Here is a 23,305-nt window from a genome sequence, read left to right as displayed (position 1 = left end):
AACTATTTATCAACTGAAACATCAATTATTATCAAAATATAAGCGTATCTGAACTCAAATATCTGACAATTAAAATGAGAGTTATTTAAGTTTTTATGGATTGTTTAGAATCAGCAAGGCTCGGGGATAGCTATAATTTTTTAAGCGTTTCGCTTTTCGGCTGTCGCCGACATGAAACGCTGCGCGACATGAAAAGCCGAGCTTTGCGCTAGCAATCACCTAAATTAGTAGACGCTATATATTGTTTCTTTGCGTAAGTCCTGTAATTATTTAACCCAAATAGTCTTAATATTGACAAATTCCAAAATTCCTTCCCTGCTAAGTTCCCGACCATAACCAGAACGTTTAATTCCACCAAAAGGTAGACGTGGGTCAGACTTAACTAAACCGTTGATAAAAACAGCACCCGCTTCTAATTCTGATATTAACCTATCTGTCTCTGGTGTGTCTGTAGTCCATGCACTTGCACCTAACCCAAAAGGTGTATTGTTTGCCAATTCTATTGCTTCATCAATATTAGCAACTCGAAATACTAAAGCTACCGGACCAAAAAATTCTTCCTGATAAGCAGGGGAATCTATTGGTATCTCAGCCAAAATTGTTGGTAGGTAAAAATTTCCAGGAAGATCAGATAAAGGATGACCCCCTGTGAGAACTTTTGCTCCTTTCTCAACAGAAGCTTGTACTTGAGCATTTAACTCTTGAAGAATAGATGGAGTTGCCAACGGACCAACATTAGTATCTGGCAACATAGGGTCTCCTACTTTTAAAGCCTCAAATTTTTCTACCAGACGTTGTTGAAATTCATCAGCGATCGCCTCTGCCAAGATAAAACGTTTAGCTGCAATACAAGATTGACCACTATTTAGCATCCTAGCTGTAACTGCCGTAGAAACTGCCGCTTCTAGGTCGGCACTTTCCAAGACTATAAAAGGGTCACTACCTCCAAGTTCCAAAACTGTTTTTTTAATAGCTCTACCTGCTGTTGCTGCTAAACTTGCACCTGCAGGTTCACTGCCAGTTAAAGTTCCTGCTTTTACTCGGTCATCTGCCATAATACCCGCTACTTTATCTGACCCTATTAATAAAGTTTGAAAAGCACCCTCTGGGAAACCTGCCTCTTTAAAAATTTCTTCAATAGCTAAGGCACATTGAGGAACATTAGAGGCGTGTTTCAATAATCCCACATTGCCTGCCATTAAAGCTGGTGCTGCAAATCGGAAAACCTGCCAAAAGGGAAAATTCCAGGGCATGACCGCTAGCACTGGGCCAATTGGTTGATAACGAACAAATGATTTACTAGCATCAGTTTTTGCAGGGACATCAGCCAGAAACTCGGCTGCTTTTTCTGCGTAGTACCGACAGACTGAGGCACATTTTTTAGCTTCGGCGATCGCTCCACTTAGAGTTTTCCCCATTTCCAGGGTCATTATTTTGCCAAATTTCTCGGCATTTTTCTCTAATATGTCGGCTGCTGCTAATAGCCATTCCCCACGTTGAGTCATGGGAATTTGACGATATTGATGAAAGGTTATTTTTGCTAATTCTAATTTTGTTTCAATCTCTGTATCTGTGATTGGTTCAAAAGTTTTTACTGTTTCTCCTGTTGCAGGATTAATTGTAGCGATCGCCATATTTTTTTCTCCTCAAAAATACAAATTCCCCCTTTCATAAGTCAAAATTGAATACTTTCAATACTTATGAATATCAATAGATTTTTACTTATAAAGTTTTTATGCAAGAAACATAAGAACTTTAATTTTTTAGCACTGACTCTTTGGGTAATTTAACTTATTGTGTTTTCTCACCCTGGATGTTAATTTAATCTAGTTTTGCCAATTTTTTTTTGACTGAATTTAACTTTCTATTCCATCTTAGTTGGTAAGACTAGCCAAACCAGTTAATTCGTAACTATCTTTTACAATTTTTTAATTATCAACACAAATACCTAAAATGGAGAGTAGTGTTCAATAAAAGATTAAGCCTTCCTGTAGGATGGGGAGGCGATCGCCATTTTTTCTCTCCAAAATATCAAACCCTCTCTATACTCTCTGGTGCTTATGCTTGGAGAGTAGTTATTAATTAATTTTTTTAGAGTTTTCCTATTTCTATTTAGTTTGATTTTACTACTATTTATCTAATAATCTAAAGGCAAATAACTAGCTAGCTTTTCTATATTCAAAGTTTTTTTTTACAGTAAGTAACCAAACTCAAATTTTCAAATTTTATAAAACTTGTTCGGTTATTTTTTTGAACATAGAAGGCTCATATCCAGGGTATTGGACCTCATATTCTATAATGAATTTACGCAATGCTTTTGCGAATTTTACTTGTTCTGTTAAACCAGTAAAAATATCAGGAATTACTAAGGAGGATACTGTTTCCAAACCTGATGATATTTCTCTAAAAAACTCTAGTTTTACATACGACTTCCTAGCATGATTATCTCCTTCTCTATCATTAAGAAGACCTTGAATATGAGGTTCTTTATCCAAATTGTTTTGACTAACTATATTTTTAGCTTTATCAATATTTGGCTTTGAACCATTATACTCTTTATCAAGTTTTATTTTTAAAATAAAAGTTTCTTTAAGTTTTCTTTTCTCTTCATTTGAGAAAAATCCTAGAGGTGAAATAAACCCAAAAAAGAAAGAAAAATTTTCTTTTGACCGAGTAATATTTTTATATCTAAACTTAAAATACGAAACGAAAGATTAAAATAACTATTTTTCATTAATGAGAACACTTTTGGCTTGTCGGCTCCCACCTAGAAATAACTCTAAATTCCCTACTATATTTTTGGCATTTAGCCTCAGTTAAAGTCCTGAATTGCCTCCATCCTAAGTCGCTGATTGCTTTAGCTAACTTACGGTTTTTAATCATGCCAGAAACATTAAGGTCTTCTAATATTATTGTGTCATATTCACGAGTTAGTTTAGTTGACAATTTATGCAGAAAATCTGTACGAATATCTTTAATTCTGGCGTGTAATTTAGCCACCCTTAACTTAGCTTTTTCTCTACGTTTACTACCTGGTATTTTCTTGGCAAGCCTGCGTTGAAATTTGGCTAATTTCTTTAGATTTTTCTTTAATGGTTTTGGTGCATTAATTTTCTCGCCATTGCTTAAAGTGGCAAATGTGCTTATCCCTAAATCTATACCAATATAACTTTCAGTTTTAGGTGAAAAATCAGCAGATGTTTCTACAACAAAACTCAGAAAATATCTAGTAGGGGCGAAGAGCGAATCGCCCCTACAATCCTTAATTATTGTTACTGATGATGGAGGTGATGGTAACGGTCTTGACCAATGTACTTTAAGCTTTCCAATCTTGGCTAAATATACCTTATCTTGACCTAGCTTAAATCCTCTCAAACTAAATCTAGCTGTCTGTTTTGAATTACGCTTCTTGAATTTTGGAGGTTTAACTTTTACTCCTTTACGCTTACCTGTAACTGAATTGAAAAAGTTTTGATAAGCTTGGTGCAAATCGTTTAATGATTGTTGTAGTGGAACTACTGATACTTCGGTTAACCAACTTCTTTCAATTGTCTTCTTAGCTTGAGTAATAAATACTTTTTGTAGTTCAGCATTACTTGGCTTTTTCTTTGATGATTTAAACTATTGAATACAATGAGCTAAAGCATCGTTCCAAACTACTCTTGTACATCCAAATAATTTCGCTAAATTAATTTGTTGTATAAGGTTTGGATAGCATCTATACTTATATCTTGCTTTCAATGTTTTCGACCTTAATTACTGCATAAAAATTAACATCGTATGGTTATTTCTATATCTCTATTATAATATATTTGTGCGTACATTTTGGAGTTTTATGAAAGATAAAACATTAAAATTTAGGCTATCAAGTAAGAGATTAGATAAGTTAAAATTATATGCTTTAATAAGGGAAAAAAATATGACACAAATAGCAGAAAAAATGATTGATGATTTAACCTAATCCAGAATTAAAGTCCCCCTATAAGGGCGAGGCTTCAGACCCACTTTTTCGGTGAAAACTGCTTAATTTCTTAAATAATGTAGCTAAACATACTCATAATCATAATATCGTTGATAATAAGAATCAACCCGATCGCCGTTACCAACTATTCCCAACATCGGTATACCTGCCATACTCAAATCATCCAGAGCTAAACTTAAAGCTTCTCGCTCCGTTTTGCCCAATCCCACTACTAACAATAATCCATTAGTACAAGCTGCCAACAAATTAGCATCAGCTCTTCCCAATAATGGAGCAGTATCACAAATCACTAAGTCAAAAGTATTAGCTGAGTCTTGAATTAATTGCTGCATTTGCCTTGAAGACAAAATTTTTGTTGGGTCTGGTGGAATAGGTCCAGAAGTTAAGACAAACAGATTTTCATCCACAGGCGATCGCTGAATAGCATCTTCTATTGGCGTACCATCAATAATTACATTACTTAAGCCCTGCTGATTTGATAATCCCATCATATTATGAATTTGTGGACAACGCAGATCGGCATCTATTAATAATACCCGTTGACCCATAGCAGCAGCAGCGCGAGCTAAATGACCTGCTACTGTAGATTTACCATCTCCTGGTAAAGCAGAACTAATTACGAGAGAATTAATCGGATTTTCAATATTTAATAGACGAATATTAGCATTTAAAGTACGGAAAGCTTCTTGAAAAGCTGAGGGATATAAAACCAAAGATGAACTTTTATTTTCTTTCAATTCATAATTCATCCACATTCTTTGTTCATGTATAGGAATTACTCCTAACAAAGGCAAACCAATAGATTTTTTAACTTCTTTTGGTGTCTCAAAAACATCTTGCTTAAATTTCTCTCCCAACTGAGCCAATAATATTCCAAATACTAATCCTGTCAAACCTCCTAGAGCAAGATTTAGTAACATATTTGGAGATAATATTACCAACTCACCGTTTTGAGTTTTTAGTAATTCTGGTGGTGAAATTAATTCCCAAGGTAATTTTGTTTGAGCTACTTCTATTTGTAATATCTGTTGTTTTTCTAAAAGCTCTTTAATCGTTTTATTTGAGATTTCTAACTCTTGCTGAATTTCCGTGTAACGCCTTACTACTTCTGGCATTTTTTCAGCATATTCATTTAATTTAGCTTCAGCTTCATCCAATACCTTACCTCTAACTTCCATCACTTCTATTTGATTTGCAGCTAATATCATTTTGTGAATTAATTCTAGGCGAACAGAGTCTTGAAAAGCTAAAGCCTTTTTACTTACTTCTTCTATATCTCTGCCAATAACTTTTTCTGCCTCTTGATTTAATAAAGGCAGTAATTTTTCTCGCTGCTTATATAAAGCTTGCATTTGAGGTGCTTTATCTTTAAAACGAGCTGATTCTAGAGCAATCGTTGTTTCTGCTTTTTGTAATTGATTTAATAATGATTGATATCTTGGCGCTTGACTTAAAGCTGAAGCTATCAGAGCTTCTTCTGGATTAATTCCCAACTGACTTTGCAACATAGTATGGAGCGATCGCTGTTGGTCAAGCAATATTTTATTTTCTAGTTTTTGAGATTGAATTTGATTCCTTTCTGTTGCTATTTCTTGACTTTTAATTTCGGGATTAATAAACAGATACTCTTGTTGTAGCTGCTGCAATTCCTGTCGGAGTTTTTTAATTATTTGCTGATATTTAGGAATTTGTTCCTCAACAAATTTCAACCCTTCATCAGTCTTAGTTTGACTATCTTCACGACCATATTTAATATAAGTTTCTGCCAGTTTATCTAATACAAACTTTATTTTATTTTGGTCTGAGTCCTTATAGCTAACTTCTATAATTTTTGTATCACCTAACCTTTGAATTTTCAGTTTTTCCCCACTGAAAAATTGAGTTTTTTGTTTCTCAAACAGAAAATTATAATTAATTTCTGGATACTCTTTTTGAATTTCCACAATTATTGGCTGCATAATTTGCGGACTCTTTAGCACTTGAATTTGTGATTCATAATCTAAGATATAATTGCTATTCTCTTGATTTTGATTGACAACTGAAGCAATTCTTTCCTCATCCATACCATAAATAATTCTTGCTGCTTGTTTTTCCCAATCTTCTGCTGAATTTGTACTTAATATTTTTTCATCTGTACCTAATTGATTATTAGCCGAATTCTTAACCATAACTCGTTCAACTAATATTTGAAATTTTCCCTGATATATAGGAATTTGATTTAAACTCCAAAAATATGCTCCAGTTGTCGTGGCAGTTGTCACACTAAAAATCAAGAAAAAACGATGACATATTAATTTCCAAATCTTATTTTCTTTTTGAGATGGCTTTTCTTCAAATTTGTGAAACTCAGCCTCATATATATATTGATTCTGTGGAAAATTTCTCTTGGAGTCTACCAGTTTACCGCGATGATTAGATAAAGATAACTGAGAAGTTTTTTCCGGTTCCATATTCATAGTTAAAGTCAAAAGTTAAAAGTAAAAAATAAAGTTATTGCTATGATTCAGGTAAGATAATTTAATAATATCCTAACCAGACGTGCCATTTATATATAATAATAATCTTGTCAAGAATAGTTGATAAAAATATAGTCAAATATGACTAATCCTTATTTTGCAAGTGTTACCCTAACTGGGTGTTAGCGCAGCTCCTCTGAAAGAGGCACTACAACACCACGCCAGTTGCTTCAAGTCGGGGAAACCGCCCAACGCACTGGCTCCTCTATCCCATGGTCAAAGACAAAAGGGAGCTGCTTTTCTCATAATGTTCAAAGAACTATTCACATCAGCATTGATTAATTCTTTGCTGGCGGTACGATACAAACCTCTTTGTCTTGATGCAGTCGCTCATGGGGGGAACCCCCAAGACCGCACTGCCTCCCCAAGACCGCGCTGCATCGCTTTACTCTTTTTCCAGAAAAAGTGACTTGATTTTTCTGGCCTTTCTTGTACACTGGAATCAAATCATTATCTATAAAACTTGATGCGGAGGTATAAGATTCTTCTGTAATAATTACATCTATTCCTACCATCAAGGCTTTATAAGATAACATTTCTATTAACCTGCTTATAGGGAACACAGACAAAATGCGTGATTATTTTTTTTCCCTAAGTTTATATTCTGCTTCCAGTCTTCATTGTGCCCTATTATTAATGTTCCTATTTTCTCTTTAATCAGGGTATTAATAATCAAACGAGATGCAATACGCAAGATAATCATTTATTTTAAATTCTCTTTTATTGCAAAGCTTTTTCAGTCTCAAACTTGATTGATTTTCTCGGAGTTGAGATTTTAGGAAGCTATATATTTTGTTATAGTATTGATTTATAGATTTTAACGGTCTGCCATTTATCAAGAGCGGTTTGATTCCGGCTTGATTAAAAGTTTCGGCTGTCGCCGACATGAAAATGTAGCCAAATTGTTTAACCCAATATCAATACTGGCACAACGATTTTTTTCTAGCTCGTATTGTTTTTCGCATTTCTCATAAATCACCTCAATTACATAATGATTAAGTCTAGGGACGAGACGAACTTGTTTAATTTGTAAAGTAGGTACTAATGTTTTTAGATTAATCCCAGTAAAACTGGGATTAATAATTCCTTGTTTGAGTTGTCTTTTGCTGATAGCTTGTGTCATATAAACTACAAGATTTCTTCCCGTTATTTTATTTTTATATCCAGGCAGACATGGACGAGCATTAAACTTTGATAGATTCTGTTTATAAACTTCGTTCGCTGCTAAAAAACTTTTCCAGTTTTTATCTAAAATCATCAAGATTTGTTGAGAGACTTTAGCTGGCATTGCTTTATAGTCTACTTGAGTAGAGAGTTGACGCTGCAGGTCATAATAAGAAAGACTAATATTATCAAATATAAAAGACTGACGAACTAAATAATTAGCATAGTTATAGAGATTTTTCGACAAGAAACACAATCCGTCAATTTCAGCATAAAACCTATAATTTTTTTGAATAATATGCCTCTCAACTAATCTCATAAATTAAGGGGTTAAAATTACTAAATGCTCTGAGAAGTTCGGAATTTTTATAATTATTGAGTAGGCAATTATGAGCCAATTTCATTGTACCATTAAACATCAGGTCAAGAGTTATTAAATTTTGTCAAATATTTACTATCTGGTTACTACAAATAAACCAAAATATTTGACATTATTTGACTATATATGACTATATTTATGTACAACGTTTATTCTACCTGTTTAAAAAAATTTGCTATACTAACTTTTTTTAATTAGGTAGAGGATAGGTCGATTTGGGAACTAACATAACTAGAGAATACCTAAGTTTAACAATAAGGAAAAATTTAAGAGGGAGGGCACATTTTTCCCTATTCTCTAAAGTCCTGAAACTTTATTACCTGATAGACCACAAAACTTCTGTAATTCTAATAAATAAGAGCGAAGCAAAATAAATTATTTTTTTCATTACCAGATACACCAAAGCAACCTTCCCTAAATTTTTTCTTTCCCTGATATAAATTTTTAGCAATAATTTGACCAATTTTTCCAGCTACTAAATTAATTAAAAATATCAAAAAATATCCCTAAAATTCTATTAATTGGACCAAAAGGAGCTAAAACACCTCCAACATTATCAGTAAAGGTTGCTCTACCAGAACGACCAACTATAATTACATCATTATTTAGCAAAGCTGGATTAGTTTCTTCATTAACCTTTGCCGAAAAATCTACTTCTACTTTTCGCCGAGTAACTGTACCATTAGGATTAAGACGAATCAGTTCTATATCCTTTGTTTCTGCTCTTGCTGGATTAAAACCTCCTGCTGCTAACAAAGCTTGATTAAGTGTACTATTAGGAGCTATAAAAATTGTTCCAGGTTTAATTACTTCCCCAATAACATTAATTTTGAGATTACCTGGAGAAAAACTTGAAGCAGTAACTTCAGCTAACTCATCCAAGTTAACTTCATCTGCTACTGGCACATAAATTGTATCTCCTGATTGTAAAACTATATCTTGACTTAAATCACCACTTTGAAGAAGTTGCCAAAGGTCTACTTTAATAATTTGCTCCGTACCAGCACGAGTTAGCCGACGAACCCTAATTTGGCGAATATCTGCTGCCGAAGTAATACCTCCCGCCATTTTAATTGCCTTAGTAACAGTATGCAACTTTGTATTCTGAGGCAGTGAAATATTGCTATCTGCTTCACTAGAGTCTGATTTTTCTTCCGTCGCGGAAAGTTGATTTTGGTCAATATTTGTTTCTAGTATATATGGACCAGGTCGTGCTACTTCTCCAACAACTGCAATATTGAGAGGTTGAGTATTAGTACCAGCAAAATTGGCACTTGCTACTTGATTTGACTCAACTGGATTAACTTCTGTAATACTAGGGACAAATAAAGTATCCCCATCCCGCAAAGAAATATCTTGGACTAAGTTGCCACTTTCCAAAAGCTCCCATAAGTTGATGTTGATTACTTGTTCTGAGGCGTTGAGTTGGAGGCGACGAATTTTAATTTGTCTGATATCTGCTGAAGTTGTTACTCCACCCGCTACCTGTAATGCTTTAGTAACTGTAGGTAGTTGAGTCCCACTTTTACTATTACCCCCTTGACTCACTATCGGCGAAATTGTATAGGAACCAGGATGTTGAACTTCTCCAGCGATCGCTATTTTTAATGGACGTGCTGCTAATAGATTTAGGTTAACTATAGGTATTTGTAGATATTCGCCGTATTTTTCTTGAATTAATTCTTTGGCTTTATCTAAGGTAATTCCCTCAACAGAGACATTACCTATTAATGGGAGATTGAGAGTCCCATCAATTTGTATTTGATGTTGGCCATTTTTCCCACTATATTCTGGTACGTTAAAGATGTCTATTTGAACACGATCGCCAGGGCCAAGTGTATATCCTTTCGAGTCTGGTAAGGGTGTTTCTGGTTCAGGAATCAATATTGGTTCTGGGGGTGGAGCTAGCAGAGACGGTTGTGCATCTATACCTTTAGGCAAAGGTTCTGTTAGTTTTGGTAGGGTTGAGGTTTCTGGTGTTGTTTGGTCTTTCTCAGAGAGGGGTTGAGCTTGTACAGAATATGACACTCCCCAGCAACTGCATAATATAACTATTGTTCCATAACTTAAAATTTTGGATAAAGATAATATTTTGCTAATTACATCTTCTTGATTTTTTGATTTTTGCTGCTTCATTGCTCATTCCCTCCCTATATTTTTTAGGTCAAATAACCTAAATTTTCTAGACTACTAATTATATGAGCTACGCTTTCCTCTAAAGTTTCTTTATCTGTGTAGCAAGTAATTTCTGGATTGTCTGGTGCTTCGTAAGGGTCATCAATACCAGTAAACTGTTTAATTTCTCCAGCCCTAGCTTTAGCATATAACCCTTTAACGTCACGTTGTTCACATACTTCTAAAGGTGCATTTATATAAACTTCTATAAAATTCTCATCCATTTCTCTAATTTCATTTCGTATTACTTTATAAGGGCTAATTGCGGCAGTAATTGCTACTGCTCCATTTCTACTTAGGAGATGAGCGACAAATCCAATTCGCCGGACATTTATATCTCGGTCTTCTTTACTAAAAGTCAACCCTTTTGATAAGTTTTCTCTGACTATATCTCCATCTAATATTTCTACTTTCCGACCTCTTTCTTTTAATTTTTCTGCCACAACTTTGCTAATAGTTGTTTTACCAGCTCCACTTAACCCTGTAAACCAGAGAATGAATCCTTTTTCCATTTGAGTTTGATTTTTGTAAGTTTTTACTAAATATCTATTCTACTTCAATTAGTGAATTAGTAGAATCTTTTGTAAGTAAATTTTTCGGCAGGGATCGGTGAGATTAGGCCAGTAATCTCTGAATACTTCTGTTTACTTGTGATGGTTAAAACACCGGACAATAATCACGGGTATAGTTTGAATTTTACTTTTTAATTTGAGAATCTGTAGGTTGATTTAAGTCTTAGCTTTACATCTGCTTTGGGAGTAAACCCACTTTAATATATTTATCCGTCACACCCTTTTCTATATATTGAACTAACAAATTATTTGTTAAGTATCCTGATTTTATCCTCAATATCCGTATCAGAGAATAGATACTCTTACATGGATATGACCTATGCACAGTTATACAGCGATCGTTTTCTCGTTTTTATTATTACTTGCTAATGCTCCTAGTAGCCAAGCTCTAATGACTGGAAATGAACTTGAATTATCTGCAACATTTTTCAGAAGCTCTGCTCAAACCCGTCAAAGCGGGCCTACTAATCCCCGTATGCCAAGAAACAGGAGAAATTTTGTAAGCACAATCTGTACTTCTGGGCTAGATCATCAGGAAATTTGTCCTCATCGTGGTAGTGGACGCTAAAGCTGTTTCCTACTTTTTAAGTTTCAGGAGGAAGTTGGACTTTTGTCAAAGTTGTTTGAGCTTTTAGATTGAGAATGTTGCTTGTATGTTCCATAGTATATGAACATTATGATGTGAAAAATTACCTAAAATTTTGGTTTAAACCCTTGCTCTTCAATGGAGACTTATCTTCATTGAAGTATTTCAACAAGGGGATAAGGTATTCCACTGCTCTAAAAACTTATTACAGGGTGGTGAAAATAACCCGTCAGTTACAAAATCTTCAAAGCCTTACCAATTAATACTTTTGATTTTTCAATTTTGAATGTATTACTTCCACTGAGTAGTAGTAGTTATTTGACTGATAATTTTGAACTTATAAAGTTTGTCCTTGGTTAAACTGTACCCTGAGGTATAGGTTTCGTTTGATATGGGAAGCAAATACCTGGGGAAATAACCATCTCCTCCACGAGAGATGGCAAGGTATTTAATTTAAGTAATACCAATTTCATAAAATATTGCTACAGTCATGACACAGGGAATAGGAAACACTTAACTGGGAAAGAAAAAAAGAATAAAAAAAGAGGAAAAAATGTTTTATTTTTACAATTTATGGAATTTATAATTTTTTCTTGTAGGAATAAATCATAAATTTAAGATGTAACTTCCTATGCATGAATTTGGTATAAGTTCTATGGATCGGGAATCTGCCATAGCAGGATAATCTCCTTGGCTGCTTCTTGCCTCTTTTCAGAGGAGTTTCCCTAACTTTAACTCTGGAGCTAACAGGCAAGATACTATGTCAAATTATTAATTTAGTATGTTATGCTATTATTAAGCATATGTGTCAGCAAACAGTACACAGGGTGCAAAAATCTACTAGAATAACAAACTATTCGCACGGTTAATTCGTGTTACTATTCTCACACCAAACGCGAAAAAATATCAAAAAGATAGATATATTTAGAACTTGTGCATCAAGTCTAACTGTAGGGTGTGTTATAATTAACAATTAACTTTACACCGCAGCTAGCTTATAACACAAAATTTTGCGTAATTCGTGCTCTTGGTTAGTGTAACAGTTATGGCTGACTGACTTCCTGGCATTGAAATATTATCATAGCCAGCATATTTTTAATTGTTAACGGAGGACGATATAATACCTCCTTACTTTTGTTATTTTGGGGATTATAATGAAAAGCGATACCGATCTGATTAATAGCCTTAGCCCCAGCGCTATGGATCAGATTATGTTATATCTAGCATTTAGTGCCATGAGGACGAGTGGGCATCGTCATGGGGCTTTTTTAGATGCAGCCGCAACTGCAGCTAAGTGTGCGATTTATATGACCTATATTGAACAAGGTCAAAATCTCCGCATGACCGGACATCTGCATCACATCGAACCTAAACGGGTTAAAGTGATTGTGCAGGAAGTAGAAGAAGCACTAACAAAGGGCAAATTGCTGAAAATGTTGGGTTCTCAAGAACCTCGGTACTTGATTCAGTTTCCCTATGTATGGTTAGAACAATATCCTTGGAGTCCTGGTCGTCCTCGCCTTCCTGGTACTAATCTTACTACAGAGGAGAGGCGATATATCGAAACTAAACTTCCTTTAAATATGCCTGATGCTAGATTGATTAATTCTTTTCAATTTATGGAGTTAATTGAGTTCTTGCATAGGCGTTCTCAGGAAGATTTACCACCTGAACGCCGGATGCCTCTGAGTGAAGCTTTGGCAGAACATATCAAGCGTCGTTTAATTTATTCTGGTACGGTAACTAAGATAGATTCTCCTTGGGGAATGCCTTTTTATGCTCTAACTCGTTCTTCTTATTCCCCAGAGGATCAAGAAGAACGGACTTATATAATGGTCGAGGAGACAGCTCGCTATTTCCGCCTGATGAAGGACTGGGCGGAAAAGAATTATAGTAATAAGGTAATGCGTATTTTGGAGGAGTTTGATATTTCTCCCGATCACTTTGAACAGGCTAAAGAAGAGTTAGATGAAATAATTAGACATTGGGCTGATAGATATCATGAACAAGGTGGAAAACAAATGGTGGTGCAGATGGTTTTTGGCCCAAAGGATGATTAGTCTAATTAATTGCTAGCTTTGATGGCTTAGGAGCTAGAATAACTTCTAACTCCTGATTTATAGTAATTAGAATTTAACTATCAGGTTTTTTCCTAATTTTGTTTGATAAATAACTATGCAAAATTAATTACACATACTACCAATCCTCTCTTGCCTTTTACTTCTTGCATGAGTACCTTCCTAAGTTAGGAAATTTATTTTGCACGACTACTTATAAATTTTAAAACTTCTAAAATATATTCAAAATTAACATCTATAAATTTGATTTAATCTCTGTTTTAATTAAAAAAAAATTGTACTAATACTCCAATTTTAATAGCAGGGTCGATTTATTGTAACCAGAAAAAAATTTTATCCCTTGAAAAATCTTGTATCTTGCTAAAGTTGCTTAACAGAAGGTATAGGTTTGTAAATTGCTTCATGGTAACTAATTAAATGTTCTAGAAGATTTTCAGGATTTAATGAATCAACTAATTTTTTTAATTCGCTATAAAAGAAACCAATAACTTGATTATTCAAAAATTTTGTTCGTTCATTTTCAGGAATTTTTCCTTGTGGATATTTTTTGACTGAAGTTAGACAATGACCAAGGTGATCCAAAAGTTCATTTATATCTGCTTTTTGTACTGTTTGATATTTAGGTAGTTTCTGTGGATCGAGTTCGGGGTTAATAGAACTATCCAAATAAATACAGCCTATTCCATGTAAGTGTGGTAAAGTGATTATAGTAGATTTGATTAAAGACATGAAAACTTTATTCGATACTTCAAAAACTATTTAAAAATTTAGTGCTACTGTACCTCATCAACCTGGAATTCGCTGTAATTTGCTTTTTCAGACCAAGGGGAGGATGAATTTCAATAATTTTAGAGATTATTTCGTCAGATAGATTTTCTTGTTCTTGTTCTGGTAGTAATTCTCGGAAACCTGTCAAAATATATTTCATCATTTCTCTTTCTGCACTATTATCAGTTTGTAAAAAATTTCTGGATGCTTCTGGTAATTACTAGACTGATACTAATTTGCGAAAAAGTTTGTTTATTTAATTGATAAATCAAGTCTCGTAACCAGAGCAAAGATAGCGAGACTGATAAAAATTACATTTGATATATTTGAGGAGATTTGAGAACTCAATAATTATTTATTGACATCAAGGGAAGGATAAATTTATACTTCCTATGTTTTAGGTCGGAGGTCCGAGGGAGTAGTAATTCGGGTTTGGTGGAAATAGAAAAGAAGAAAAATAACTCTACTTCACTAACTTGAGAAATCCTATATATTCATCAATTAAACTAATTTCCCCAAAAGTCTGTTTATTTAATTGATAAATCAAGTCTCGTAACCAGATTAAAGATTACGAGACCTATAAAAATTAGATTTGATATATTTGAGGAGATTTGAGAACTCAATAATTATTTATTTAGATCAAGGGAAGGATAAATTTATACTTCCTATTCATTTTCTGGAGAAGCAACAGAATCTTTTTTATCTAGATTTTCTTCTGAATTAACTTCCTGCTCTACAGCTTCTTTTTCAGAAACAGCATCTTTATTTTCTAGATTTTCTTCTGAATTAACTGGCTGCTCTACTTCTTCTTTTTCAGAACTTTCAGGAGACTTAACTGCTTCTTTTTGATCGGTAGCAGTGGATAATTTTACATCATTAAATTGAGGTCGATTAAAAACTCCAATCTTAAAACCTTCCACATCCGAATTACTAACATAATTCCACATCCAACCAGGACTATAAAGTGGTACCATCACAGCATTATCCAACAAATATTTCTGCACTTCCAAAACTTTTTCTTGCCGTTCGTTTGAATTAGTTGCAGTTCGCATTTCTACCAATAAATTATCAAGTTCATCACTGTGATAACCTCCCATCCAACTAGGAGAATTCCACAATGTATAAAGAAAATCTGGGTCGTACCAAGACCATCCCATCATATCAATAACACCATTGCCTTCTGCTTGACTATTTTCTTGTTTTATTCTGGCATTAAGACTGCCAATATCCATTGTTTCTAAATTAGCTTTTATACCCACTTCTTCTAATTGAGTTTGAAAATTTTCCAGAATTTTCTCACGGTTTCCTCCCTTCCAAGTTAGGAGAGTTACTTCTAATGGTTTATCTTCACTATAACCAAGTTCACTTAGTAGAGTTTTTGCCTCTTCCTGGTCTGGTTTAATACTAAACTCCGAACAAAGTTTTTCATCATTAGGAAACATAACATCGGCGATCGCACATTCGGAAGGTTTAGCTAAACCTGCGAATACTTCCTCTGTTGCTTTTTTTGGATCTATTCCATAAGCTATTGCTTGTCTTGCCTTTTTTTCATTAAAAGGAGGTCTAGAAGTAACAAACTCAAAAAATACTATCTGCCCAGTATTTTCAGCAGTATAAACTTTTAAATTAGAGTCTTGCTTGATATTATAAACTTCTGTTATTTGAGGTTCAATTAAATGTACTTCGCCAGATTTTAGCGCAGCTAAACGAGATTCTACTTCTGGCATAGTTTTAATTACTAACTTCTTAATATATGGAGTACCAGAATTTTCTACAGGTCGCCCATGATTTTTGTAGTTTGGGTTAGCTTTGAGTACAAGTTGTTCCCCTTGAGTCCATTCCACAAATTGAAACGGACCCGTACCTATTACTCCATCTATACCAAATTTGTTGTTGTAAGTTTTTATGGCTGATGGACAAATCATACTAGAGTAAGGGTCGGCTAGAAAACGGGGAAAAGGGCTAAAAGCTTCCGTCATTTTCACCTTAACCGTCAGGTCATCCACGACTTCTACTGTTTCTATTGGCCCCCAACTGTCTTTGGTGTAATTTTCTGTTTCGGGGTCTATCGCTCTGTCTATAGTAAATTTAATGGCATTAGCATCAAAGGTTGTGCCGTCATGGCATTTGACATTTTCGTTGAGTTTGAAAGTATATTCTTTGCCATTGTCGTTAACTGACCATTCTTTGGCAAGGTTGGGTTGAATTTTGCCTTGGTCATCGAAGGCCAGAAGTGTGTCGTAGATTTGGTCAATTATTTGTCTAGATAAGGGTGATGTTGATTTGTGGGGATCGAGGGTGTCGGAATCTCTATATCTAGCCCAAACGAGAGTTCCTGGTTCGAGAGTGGTTGGTATTTCTGAGGTTGTAGTAGTTGTTTTGGTGTTGTTGCAGGCGATCGCTAAGGTGGCAACTATTAATATGATTGCTATGAAACGCCAATTTTTTTGATGATTTAATTTTTGGAGAAAGTGATTTGGGGAAAACATGGAATATTTATTGTACAGTTAGGATTTAGGTAAGTAAACTATATAGGTAGGATCAAAACTATAGCGCTACACTATATTTTGAGTTTACAACTCAAAAACCTGTAACTAAAAACATTTAATTAGTGAGCAAAGTTTTTTATTGTGCCACATAAAGCTTGCTATCCATCTATTATCTATTTTTTAGACTTTGGTTAAATGATGAGACTTCAATCGAATTACAAGAGACATCTCCGGAAAAGAGGGAACAGGGAACACTTAACTGGGAACAGGAAGAAAGAATAGATAATTTCTGGATGATAATTGATTTGATTTTGAATTTTCACCAGATGTCTAAGAAACAGTCACTATCATATATAACCTATTTAGTATCTTTGCCTGTGATTAAATTTTTGACTTACGGGTCGGAAGTCGAATAGAGGCAATACACCGAAAAGATTGAAAAATACTTCCCTACTCCCCTACTTTCAAGATTAGAATCAGAAGATTCATTCGGTTAGATCGCTATGTTAGCTAGCGCCAACTTTTTCATTCTGTGAAGCTCCTAAAAAAAATCGCGCCTCAAAGTATTTTTAGTTCCATCCTCACAATTTTTGTGATATCATAAAAACTGTGGGGGGTTACTCGCCCATACATATGATTTTTTATTCAACACAGTAACTATAGTTTCTGAGGGCTCGCTCAGATTATAGAAAGGAAAATCAATCTAAAAGATCCCAAATGGGTTCTATATAAATAAACAGGACTTAGGCAGGGGTACTACTATATATAGATTGCAAAAACTGTAGCGATAGAGTTTTTAACACTACATACATGGTCTCTGCGTCAGCCCTAATAAAGTATCTTCTTGTAGCATTATCTGTAAAAATCTTTACCCCTGTTACCAAAACCAGGAAGTCCAAATCTTCCCCTTTGAAGGGGATTACGGGGATTACGGAGATTACATAGATAACAGTTCATTATTTCAATGCCAATGGTTCAGGCAGAGGTACTGATAACTGATAACTGAAATGACCTTTTGACTCTTGCCTACTCCTGCATTGACATCATCCCAACGTTGCGCTTATGCGACAACAGGGGATTCCCAAAACTCACAATTTGGGTTTCTGCTTAAGACCTCACCTACATCCCTTGCCGAACTTCTTTCGGGTCTTACGGTATCTCCACAGACTGACACTGCTAGCCCAGGAGCGTTCTTTTTATACTATAGCACACTACCTGTAAATACCGCAACATTGATTGGTTTTCCCATCTCTCAGCTCCCCGAATAGCTGCCGCACTTGCTCCCTCCGCCTTTCATGTCGGCAACAGCCGAAACGGGAGAGCGCGGGTCTTCAACCAACGTTGAGATAAATCTATTCCCTTGCCTCTTCCGAGGAACTTCACTTAGGGAGATGTCTAATGTACTTACTTTAGTTAAAATAAAAAATGTCAAATTCTTAAATATATAGTGGGTAAAACTTTGCTAGACGAACAGGCAAAAAAAACTATACTGCGTAAAATTCCTCATGGATTATACATCTGTGGTGTTAAAGATGGTGATGAAGTGAATGGCTTTACAGCTAGTTGGGTAATGCAAGCATCTTTTAAGCCTCCCCTGATTGTTAATTGTGTTAATAAAGATTCTAAATCCCATGCCATGATTAAGGCTAGTGGAGTTTTTTCTCTTAGTTTCTTAGCAGCAGAGCAAAAAGATTTAGCTCAACAATTTTTCAAACCTCAACGTCGTGTGGGGAATAAATTTGAAGATGTAGAATTTTATTTAGGAGAAACTGGTTGCCCAATTATTTCTGATACTCTTGGTTATGTTGAATGTAAAGTTATTAGTGCTGTAGAAGAAGGGGATCATACTGTATATGTAGGGGAAGTAATTGCAGCAGGTATACATCGTGAGGGAGACCCTCTATTGTTAGAAAGTACAGGCTGGAATTATGGTGGTTAATTGTGATATATCACAATTTTATAATTGTGAGGTACAAAATTCTAACTTTATAGGGAAAATGGAGAATATCAGAATAAAACCAAATGTGCCTCACTAATTTTAGAAACCCTTATTTATCAGCTATTAGCTAATACTAAATCAAAGCAAAAGTGTTTTTAGATAATTAATTTCTGAATTCAGTTACCGAAAAATCAGGGTTTAAAGCCTCTCCTTTAAAGGAGAAAAAAGAAAAAGATTTCCCTTTTAATCAATCCTATCGGTTTTCAAGAATAGGTAATTATTAATTATTGAAACTCGCCTAAAACTTTGTAGGAAAATTATCTAAAACTGCTATGAATTTAACCTTTGACTTTCTGAAAAACTGAGATTTTTCCAATCTTCTAAGTAAGAATGTGTGTGTCAACTAGGTCTATGTATATAAAATTGCTTGGTTTATTTTTATAGCTGAATACCTACTTTAATGCTTCATTTTGTTCATAGTTAATTGTTGATTGATTTATGCCATTAATTAAAGTTCAAACTTCTCTTCCCAAAACAGAAAAAGATAAAATTGATAGCCTTCTGAAAACTCTTTCATCTGGTATGGCAAAGCATTTTCACAAACCAGAATCTTATGTAATGACAATTTTTGAATCAGATATTCCCATGACTTTTGGTGGTAATAGCAATGAACCAGTTTGCTATATGGAAATTAAAAGCATTGGCAGCATGAATCCTGAGCAAACAAAGAAAATAAGCCAAGATTTTTGTCAAGAAGTTAATCAAGTTTTGGGTGTACCAAAAAATCGAATTTACATAGAATTTTCTGACGCTAAAGGTTCAATGTGGGGGTGGAATAGTTCCACATTTGGTTAGGTTTTATCCACCTTGATTGAGGAACTTACATAGGGGCAGTTTTAATTCATAAATTAATGAGCTAATTCATCATAATTAGTACAAAAACTGCCCTAATAAAGATTAAGGTAAATATTGTTATATGTATAGCAGTCCTGAATTAATAATACCAAATTCAATATTTAGTTATAGTTAGGTTTTGGGTGCATCTCAATTAAATTTTTAAGCTTAATAAGCCCTAAATATTTAGCTATACTAATTCTTCTACTGGTGAGTTGAAATTTATAGGTTTTAGTTAACAGGTAAGCTCAGGATTCAGCTATTAGTTATCAGCCATTAGCTGATAGCCACATGAATTCTGGATAATGATAGTTAAAAACATTAGTAAAAGTATATATAGCAATTCTCTACAGCGCTTTTCAGATTTATCAACCACATCGCCACAACCAAAACCTCCTAGAGACGTTGCATGCAACGTCTCTACAGTGGTCTACCCAAATGAAAACTGCTGTAATCGGTTGTAATATTTTAGTGGTAGTTAGGAGTCAGGAGTGATAATTTTCAGGGTTTTCAGCTCAAATTAACTATTATAAATACTATCACAACCAATGCGCGGATTGCTATAGTTTACCGAATAATTAGGGTTTGCTGAAAAAATCTGAAAACGGTTGACTTGTTATTCAAAAAAAACTGATGATCATAAAAAATTATCATCATTTATTCAACCATAAGTTAAAATGATTAAACAGACCTTCAATAATTGATAATTGATAATGGATAATTGATAATTACCTCTCCCTAAAACGGATTGGATTGAATCAAAGGAAAAAATTTATTTCTCTTGGTTGATTGGATATGGCGAGGAAACCTCGCCATCCCTCAACCGCTTTTTTCCCTTGAAAGTGGAGGCTTCAAGGCGTGAATTATTTAATTATTTAATTATTTAATTATTAATTCTTCGGTAAAAACAGTTTTTTCTCCAAAAAAGTACAAAAAAAGAGAAAAAGCCTCTTTTAAGAGGGTAGAAAGGTTGATTACTAAGAAAGTAATTGCGATGGCAGTTGCGGAAGTTTCAGGAAGTTTAGCCATCACTTTCTCCAAGCTAAATCCTCTTTTCGCTTGACCAAATTTACCCTCAATATTATTCCGTAATCTTTCATCGCTCTTGAGCTTGTTTCTTCTGTTTTTTTATCAATATTTTTTGGTGGTCAACGCACGGGAGGACTGCTGATTCTAATCCCTCTTTCAGTACAGAATTTTCGGTTTTCGAGCTGTTCTGTAAATTTGGTCTGTATGAACTGAAAAATTCTTAATTGCTGAAAAGACTCTATCTATAATTTTCCTTCATTTTTATTCCTTGGGTGTTGTGCCAATTACCATACATTAATACCAGACTTGAGGAAACTTAAATTATTAAGTAATTAATACAGGCCGAATCACTTTTTTGATAATTTTTAGCAATTTAGTATTAATTATTATGACGTTGCATGCAACGTCCCTACCTACTCCCCCTCCTGGGAGGGGTTAGGGGTGGGTCCCCTACTCAAGAAAATGTAGAAAAATTTTTGAGAAATGGTGTTAATCATTGATAGCTAAATGCTTACCAGAGAAAAGCTTTTTATAATTAAAAAAATTGAGCTTTTGCCAGACTTTTGAATTATTTCTGATAATTATCCTTAAATCTGTATACAAATCCTGTTTTTTTTTCCATTTTTCCGCTTAAAACTCCGCCTAAATATATAAATAAGGCGGAGTAATTTATCAAAAAAATAATACTTCTATTAAAAAATCCCTAGGGGAATTATGGAGATATTTTAACCTACTTTAAGCATTGAAGTATTCAACAAATTATATTCTGAATCTGCTGGATGCCAAGCTAAACCATCAAGAGCCATTTTCTCAATCAAGCTAGCTAAACGCAATGCCTTAAGAGCCTGTTCTCCTCCAACCGAAGGTTCATTTCCTCCACCCACACAATTGACAAAATGTTCTAACTCTGCATGAAGAGGTTCAATATTGCTAGTATAAACCTTTTCAATTAAACCATCCTGACGATAAAGCACTTGACCATAATCTGTCACATAATCAGCTGTTGTTTGACGGTGAATCAGAATTTCATTGTTAAGAAAATCTGCTTCTGTCAAAGAATTTTTACAGTGGGCAACGATAGAACGAAGTTTTTTGTGTGTCACTTTACTGGCAGTTAGAGTAGCCACAATACCATTGGCAAAACCAAGAGTAGCTGTTACATAATCTAAGTTTCCCGAACTAGAAGCACTACTACCACTAGCAGTCAGCTTAACAACTGGAGTAGCTACCAACTCTAACAATAAGTCAATATCATGGATCATCAAATCCAAAACTACAGACACATCATTAGCTCGATGAGAATAAGGACTCATCCGGTGAGCTTCCAAGGCCAGTAATTCTTCAGTTTTCAGAACTTTACTGAGTTCTTGAAAAGCCGGATTAAATCTTTCTATATGACCCACCTGTAAAATTCTGTTCGTTTCAGCAGCAGTATTGACCAAAAATTCGGCCTCAGCGATACTTGCAGCAATGGGCTTTTCCATTAAGACATGGACTCCTGCCTCTAAGCAGGTCATTCCCACAGCATAATGTTGAAGAGTGGGCACGGCGACACAGACTGCATCAACATGAGGTAAAAGGTCTCGATACTCCTCAAAAAAACGAACTCCATACTTGCTGGCAGTGTCTAGTCCCCTTTCAACATTGATATCTGCAACACCTACTAACTTAGTATCTTTGAGCAAACTTAGGACACGGGTATGGTGCTGGCCCATATTACCAACCCCAATTACCCCTACACGAAGTGGTTTCGGTTGACCATTTTTAGTAAAAACTGTTGAATATACTGTTGACATTCTATTTAGCACTCCTAGATTCTCCTCCACCACACCTAATTAGACTAATAGGTTTGTTTTTTTCAGTCTTTGCAAATTTATCTTAATTTGTTGACTGGGGCTAGTGCTATGAAATTCTATTTGAGTTTTGCAATTTTCTGGGGATTTGGATGATGATATTTTTAGGTATTGAATAATTGAATATCATTAGTGGGACTTAGACAAAACATAACTACAAAACAGGCTCAAATTATAGACTGGCAAAGCTTTTTAAGTGAAAAAGAGATAAACCCTTGATAATTCAGGATTTTAGCCATTTTTAGGGCGTTGAGGTAATTCTCTTGTCTAGACTGACTTTTTCTAGGTCATGCTACGCAAACAGGTATTTTTTCTCCCATCAAATGTCTAAGTACCATTAGGGACTTCCAAATGAAAAAATATCCTATTCCACTGAAAGTAAGTGAGTAGGGAGTAGAGAAGAAATTGAAATTCATCAAGTCCTATTATCCTTGCCTCAATCTCAAATAAGGAACAGAAATGAAATAAGAGCGGGAAAGTCTGTTTTCTGCCGTTGAAAGATATTGACCGTAATTAATTTTATCCGGTTTGATTTTGTTCTCATTCCTAAGTAACCCAAGTATTTGAGAAGTATGGCAATTAGCAATTACCAAAAATTGGATAATTTATTTCTGGGAAGTCCCTGATTATTCACTATTCCCATTTATAACTTCTGGTTAAGAATAATTTTTCACTCTCTTTCTAAGATGTGAAATGTTGTAGTACTCGGATAGAATCAATTTGGTATATTTGTCAATATTAAGTTTTTTTTAGGAGTTATGGGAGACTTGGTCAGACATGGGGATATGGAATTAGAAAGGCATTAAATTTTAGAGCATATTTTTTCTAAAAAACTAATGCTTAGATGGTTAAAATACTTGACTATAGTAATTATATAGATA

The 23,305-nt window shown here is 34.5% G+C and carries 17 protein-coding genes and 3 pseudogenes; 6 read left to right on the top strand and 14 right to left on the bottom strand.

What is annotated here, in order from left to right; translation table 11 throughout:
- Positions 1-266: 266 nt before the first annotated feature.
- Complete coding sequence (locus ACP6PM_RS35325) at positions 267-1,634, bottom strand: NAD-dependent succinate-semialdehyde dehydrogenase (protein WP_426591536.1); 1,368 nt, start codon at positions 1,632-1,634, stop codon at positions 267-269.
- Positions 1,635-1,963: 329 nt separating this feature from the next.
- Between ACP6PM_RS35325 and ACP6PM_RS35320 the strand changes: the two genes are divergently transcribed.
- Positions 1,964-2,086: a hypothetical protein gene (locus ACP6PM_RS35320; protein WP_426591535.1), complete on the top strand. Its 123-nt coding sequence runs from the start codon at positions 1,964-1,966 to the stop codon at positions 2,084-2,086.
- A gap of 139 nt (positions 2,087-2,225) precedes the next feature.
- Here ACP6PM_RS35320 and ACP6PM_RS35315 read toward each other — a convergent pair whose 3' ends face one another.
- The 3 genes and pseudogenes from ACP6PM_RS35315 to ACP6PM_RS35305 all read right to left on the bottom strand — a co-directional run bounded on the left by ACP6PM_RS35315 (position 2,226) and on the right by ACP6PM_RS35305 (position 3,741).
- A complete protein-coding gene (locus tag ACP6PM_RS35315) occupies positions 2,226-2,495 on the bottom strand; it encodes a hypothetical protein (RefSeq protein WP_426591534.1) in 270 nt (89 codons plus the stop codon).
- A gap of 238 nt (positions 2,496-2,733) precedes the next feature.
- Positions 2,734-3,603: pseudogene (locus tag ACP6PM_RS35310) on the bottom strand (RNA-guided endonuclease InsQ/TnpB family protein); the annotation flags it as partial.
- Between the two features lie 18 nt (positions 3,604-3,621).
- Positions 3,622-3,741 (bottom strand): helix-turn-helix domain-containing protein, encoded by a 120-nt coding sequence (locus ACP6PM_RS35305; RefSeq protein WP_426591533.1) that lies wholly within the window; start codon positions 3,739-3,741, stop codon positions 3,622-3,624.
- A gap of 94 nt (positions 3,742-3,835) precedes the next feature.
- Here ACP6PM_RS35305 and ACP6PM_RS35300 point away from each other — a divergent pair, with 94 nt between their 5' ends.
- Positions 3,836-3,961, top strand: a complete 126-nt coding sequence (locus ACP6PM_RS35300) for a hypothetical protein (RefSeq protein WP_426591532.1) — start codon at positions 3,836-3,838, stop codon at positions 3,959-3,961.
- 83 nt (positions 3,962-4,044) lie between these two features.
- Here ACP6PM_RS35300 and ACP6PM_RS35295 read toward each other — a convergent pair whose 3' ends face one another.
- The 5 genes and pseudogenes from ACP6PM_RS35295 to cysC form a co-directional block, all read right to left on the bottom strand.
- Complete coding sequence (locus ACP6PM_RS35295) at positions 4,045-6,438, bottom strand: GumC family protein (RefSeq protein ID WP_426591531.1); 2,394 nt, start codon at positions 6,436-6,438, stop codon at positions 4,045-4,047.
- Between the two features lie 338 nt (positions 6,439-6,776).
- Positions 6,777-7,034: a hypothetical protein gene (locus tag ACP6PM_RS35290; protein WP_426591530.1), complete on the bottom strand. Its 258-nt coding sequence runs from the start codon at positions 7,032-7,034 to the stop codon at positions 6,777-6,779.
- Positions 7,035-7,333: 299 nt separating this feature from the next.
- On the bottom strand, positions 7,334-7,981 hold the full coding sequence (locus ACP6PM_RS35285; RefSeq protein ID WP_426591529.1) for a hypothetical protein: 648 nt from the start codon (positions 7,979-7,981) through the stop codon (positions 7,334-7,336).
- A gap of 540 nt (positions 7,982-8,521) precedes the next feature.
- Entirely contained in the window at positions 8,522-10,177 is a 1,656-nt protein-coding gene (locus ACP6PM_RS35280; RefSeq protein ID WP_426591528.1) for a polysaccharide biosynthesis/export family protein, read from the bottom strand.
- 23 nt (positions 10,178-10,200) lie between these two features.
- Positions 10,201-10,740: pseudogene (gene cysC, locus ACP6PM_RS35275) on the bottom strand (adenylyl-sulfate kinase); the annotation flags it as partial.
- Positions 10,741-11,107: 367 nt separating this feature from the next.
- Between cysC and ACP6PM_RS35270 the strand changes: the two are divergent.
- Both ACP6PM_RS35270 and hetR read left to right on the top strand, forming a co-directional pair.
- On the top strand, positions 11,108-11,356 hold the full coding sequence (locus tag ACP6PM_RS35270; RefSeq protein ID WP_426591527.1) for a hypothetical protein: 249 nt from the start codon (positions 11,108-11,110) through the stop codon (positions 11,354-11,356).
- Positions 11,357-12,528: 1,172 nt separating this feature from the next.
- Positions 12,529-13,434 carry a heterocyst differentiation master regulator HetR gene (hetR, locus tag ACP6PM_RS35265; protein ID WP_293095843.1) on the top strand — a complete coding sequence of 302 codons (906 nt, stop codon included), beginning with the start codon at positions 12,529-12,531 and terminating at the stop codon, positions 13,432-13,434.
- 378 nt (positions 13,435-13,812) lie between these two features.
- On the opposite strand, the gene ACP6PM_RS35260 is transcribed toward hetR, so the two are convergent.
- The 3 genes from ACP6PM_RS35260 to ACP6PM_RS35250 all read right to left on the bottom strand — a co-directional run bounded on the left by ACP6PM_RS35260 (position 13,813) and on the right by ACP6PM_RS35250 (position 16,709).
- Positions 13,813-14,181: a hypothetical protein gene (locus ACP6PM_RS35260; RefSeq protein WP_426591526.1), complete on the bottom strand. Its 369-nt coding sequence runs from the start codon at positions 14,179-14,181 to the stop codon at positions 13,813-13,815.
- 19 nt (positions 14,182-14,200) lie between these two features.
- Complete coding sequence (locus ACP6PM_RS35255) at positions 14,201-14,383, bottom strand: hypothetical protein (RefSeq protein ID WP_426591525.1); 183 nt, start codon at positions 14,381-14,383, stop codon at positions 14,201-14,203.
- 502 nt (positions 14,384-14,885) lie between these two features.
- Positions 14,886-16,709 carry an ABC transporter substrate-binding protein gene (locus ACP6PM_RS35250; protein WP_426591524.1) on the bottom strand — a complete coding sequence of 608 codons (1,824 nt, stop codon included), beginning with the start codon at positions 16,707-16,709 and terminating at the stop codon, positions 14,886-14,888.
- A gap of 1,459 nt (positions 16,710-18,168) precedes the next feature.
- Between ACP6PM_RS35250 and ACP6PM_RS35245 the strand changes: the two genes are divergently transcribed.
- Positions 18,169-18,648, top strand: a complete 480-nt coding sequence (locus tag ACP6PM_RS35245) for a flavin reductase family protein (RefSeq protein WP_426591564.1) — start codon at positions 18,169-18,171, stop codon at positions 18,646-18,648.
- Positions 18,649-19,146: 498 nt separating this feature from the next.
- Positions 19,147-19,503 carry a phenylpyruvate tautomerase MIF-related protein gene (locus tag ACP6PM_RS35240; protein WP_426591523.1) on the top strand — a complete coding sequence of 119 codons (357 nt, stop codon included), beginning with the start codon at positions 19,147-19,149 and terminating at the stop codon, positions 19,501-19,503.
- A 960-nt stretch (positions 19,504-20,463) separates the two neighbouring features.
- On the opposite strand, the pseudogene ACP6PM_RS35235 reads toward ACP6PM_RS35240, so the two are convergent.
- Positions 20,464-20,784, bottom strand: a pseudogene (locus ACP6PM_RS35235) (transposase); the annotation flags it as partial.
- A gap of 512 nt (positions 20,785-21,296) precedes the next feature.
- Positions 21,297-22,367, bottom strand: a complete 1,071-nt coding sequence (locus ACP6PM_RS35230; protein WP_426591522.1) for a Gfo/Idh/MocA family oxidoreductase — start codon at positions 22,365-22,367, stop codon at positions 21,297-21,299.
- Positions 22,368-23,305 lie beyond the last annotated feature (938 nt).

This window comes from Dapis brunnea BLCC-M229 (assembly GCF_050015995.1).
Taxonomy (GTDB): Bacteria; Cyanobacteriota; Cyanobacteriia; order Cyanobacteriales; family Microcoleaceae; genus Trichodesmium.
Note: the sequence above shows the minus strand (reverse complement) of the source record. Positions and strands in the feature narration are given on the sequence as shown.

Excerpts from the sequence above, each read along its gene's own strand:
- ACP6PM_RS35325 (WP_426591536.1), bottom strand. The coding sequence starts at position 1,634 with ATGGCGATCGCTACAATTAATCCTGCAACAGGAGAAACAGTAAAAACT.
- ACP6PM_RS35300 (WP_426591532.1), top strand. The coding sequence starts at position 3,836 with ATGAAAGATAAAACATTAAAATTTAGGCTATCAAGTAAGAGATTAGAT.
- ACP6PM_RS35295 (WP_426591531.1), bottom strand. The coding sequence starts at position 6,438 with ATGAATATGGAACCGGAAAAAACTTCTCAGTTATCTTTATCTAATCAT.
- ACP6PM_RS35290 (WP_426591530.1), bottom strand. The coding sequence starts at position 7,034 with ATGTTATCTTATAAAGCCTTGATGGTAGGAATAGATGTAATTATTACA.
- ACP6PM_RS35285 (WP_426591529.1), bottom strand. The coding sequence starts at position 7,981 with ATGAGATTAGTTGAGAGGCATATTATTCAAAAAAATTATAGGTTTTAT.
- ACP6PM_RS35280 (WP_426591528.1), bottom strand. The coding sequence starts at position 10,177 with ATGAAGCAGCAAAAATCAAAAAATCAAGAAGATGTAATTAGCAAAATA.
- ACP6PM_RS35270 (WP_426591527.1), top strand. The coding sequence starts at position 11,108 with ATGCACAGTTATACAGCGATCGTTTTCTCGTTTTTATTATTACTTGCT.
- hetR (WP_293095843.1), top strand. The coding sequence starts at position 12,529 with ATGAAAAGCGATACCGATCTGATTAATAGCCTTAGCCCCAGCGCTATG.
- ACP6PM_RS35260 (WP_426591526.1), bottom strand. The coding sequence starts at position 14,181 with ATGTCTTTAATCAAATCTACTATAATCACTTTACCACACTTACATGGA.
- ACP6PM_RS35255 (WP_426591525.1), bottom strand. The coding sequence starts at position 14,383 with ATGATGAAATATATTTTGACAGGTTTCCGAGAATTACTACCAGAACAA.
- ACP6PM_RS35250 (WP_426591524.1), bottom strand. The coding sequence starts at position 16,709 with ATGTTTTCCCCAAATCACTTTCTCCAAAAATTAAATCATCAAAAAAAT.
- ACP6PM_RS35240 (WP_426591523.1), top strand. The coding sequence starts at position 19,147 with ATGCCATTAATTAAAGTTCAAACTTCTCTTCCCAAAACAGAAAAAGAT.
- ACP6PM_RS35230 (WP_426591522.1), bottom strand. The coding sequence starts at position 22,367 with ATGTCAACAGTATATTCAACAGTTTTTACTAAAAATGGTCAACCGAAA.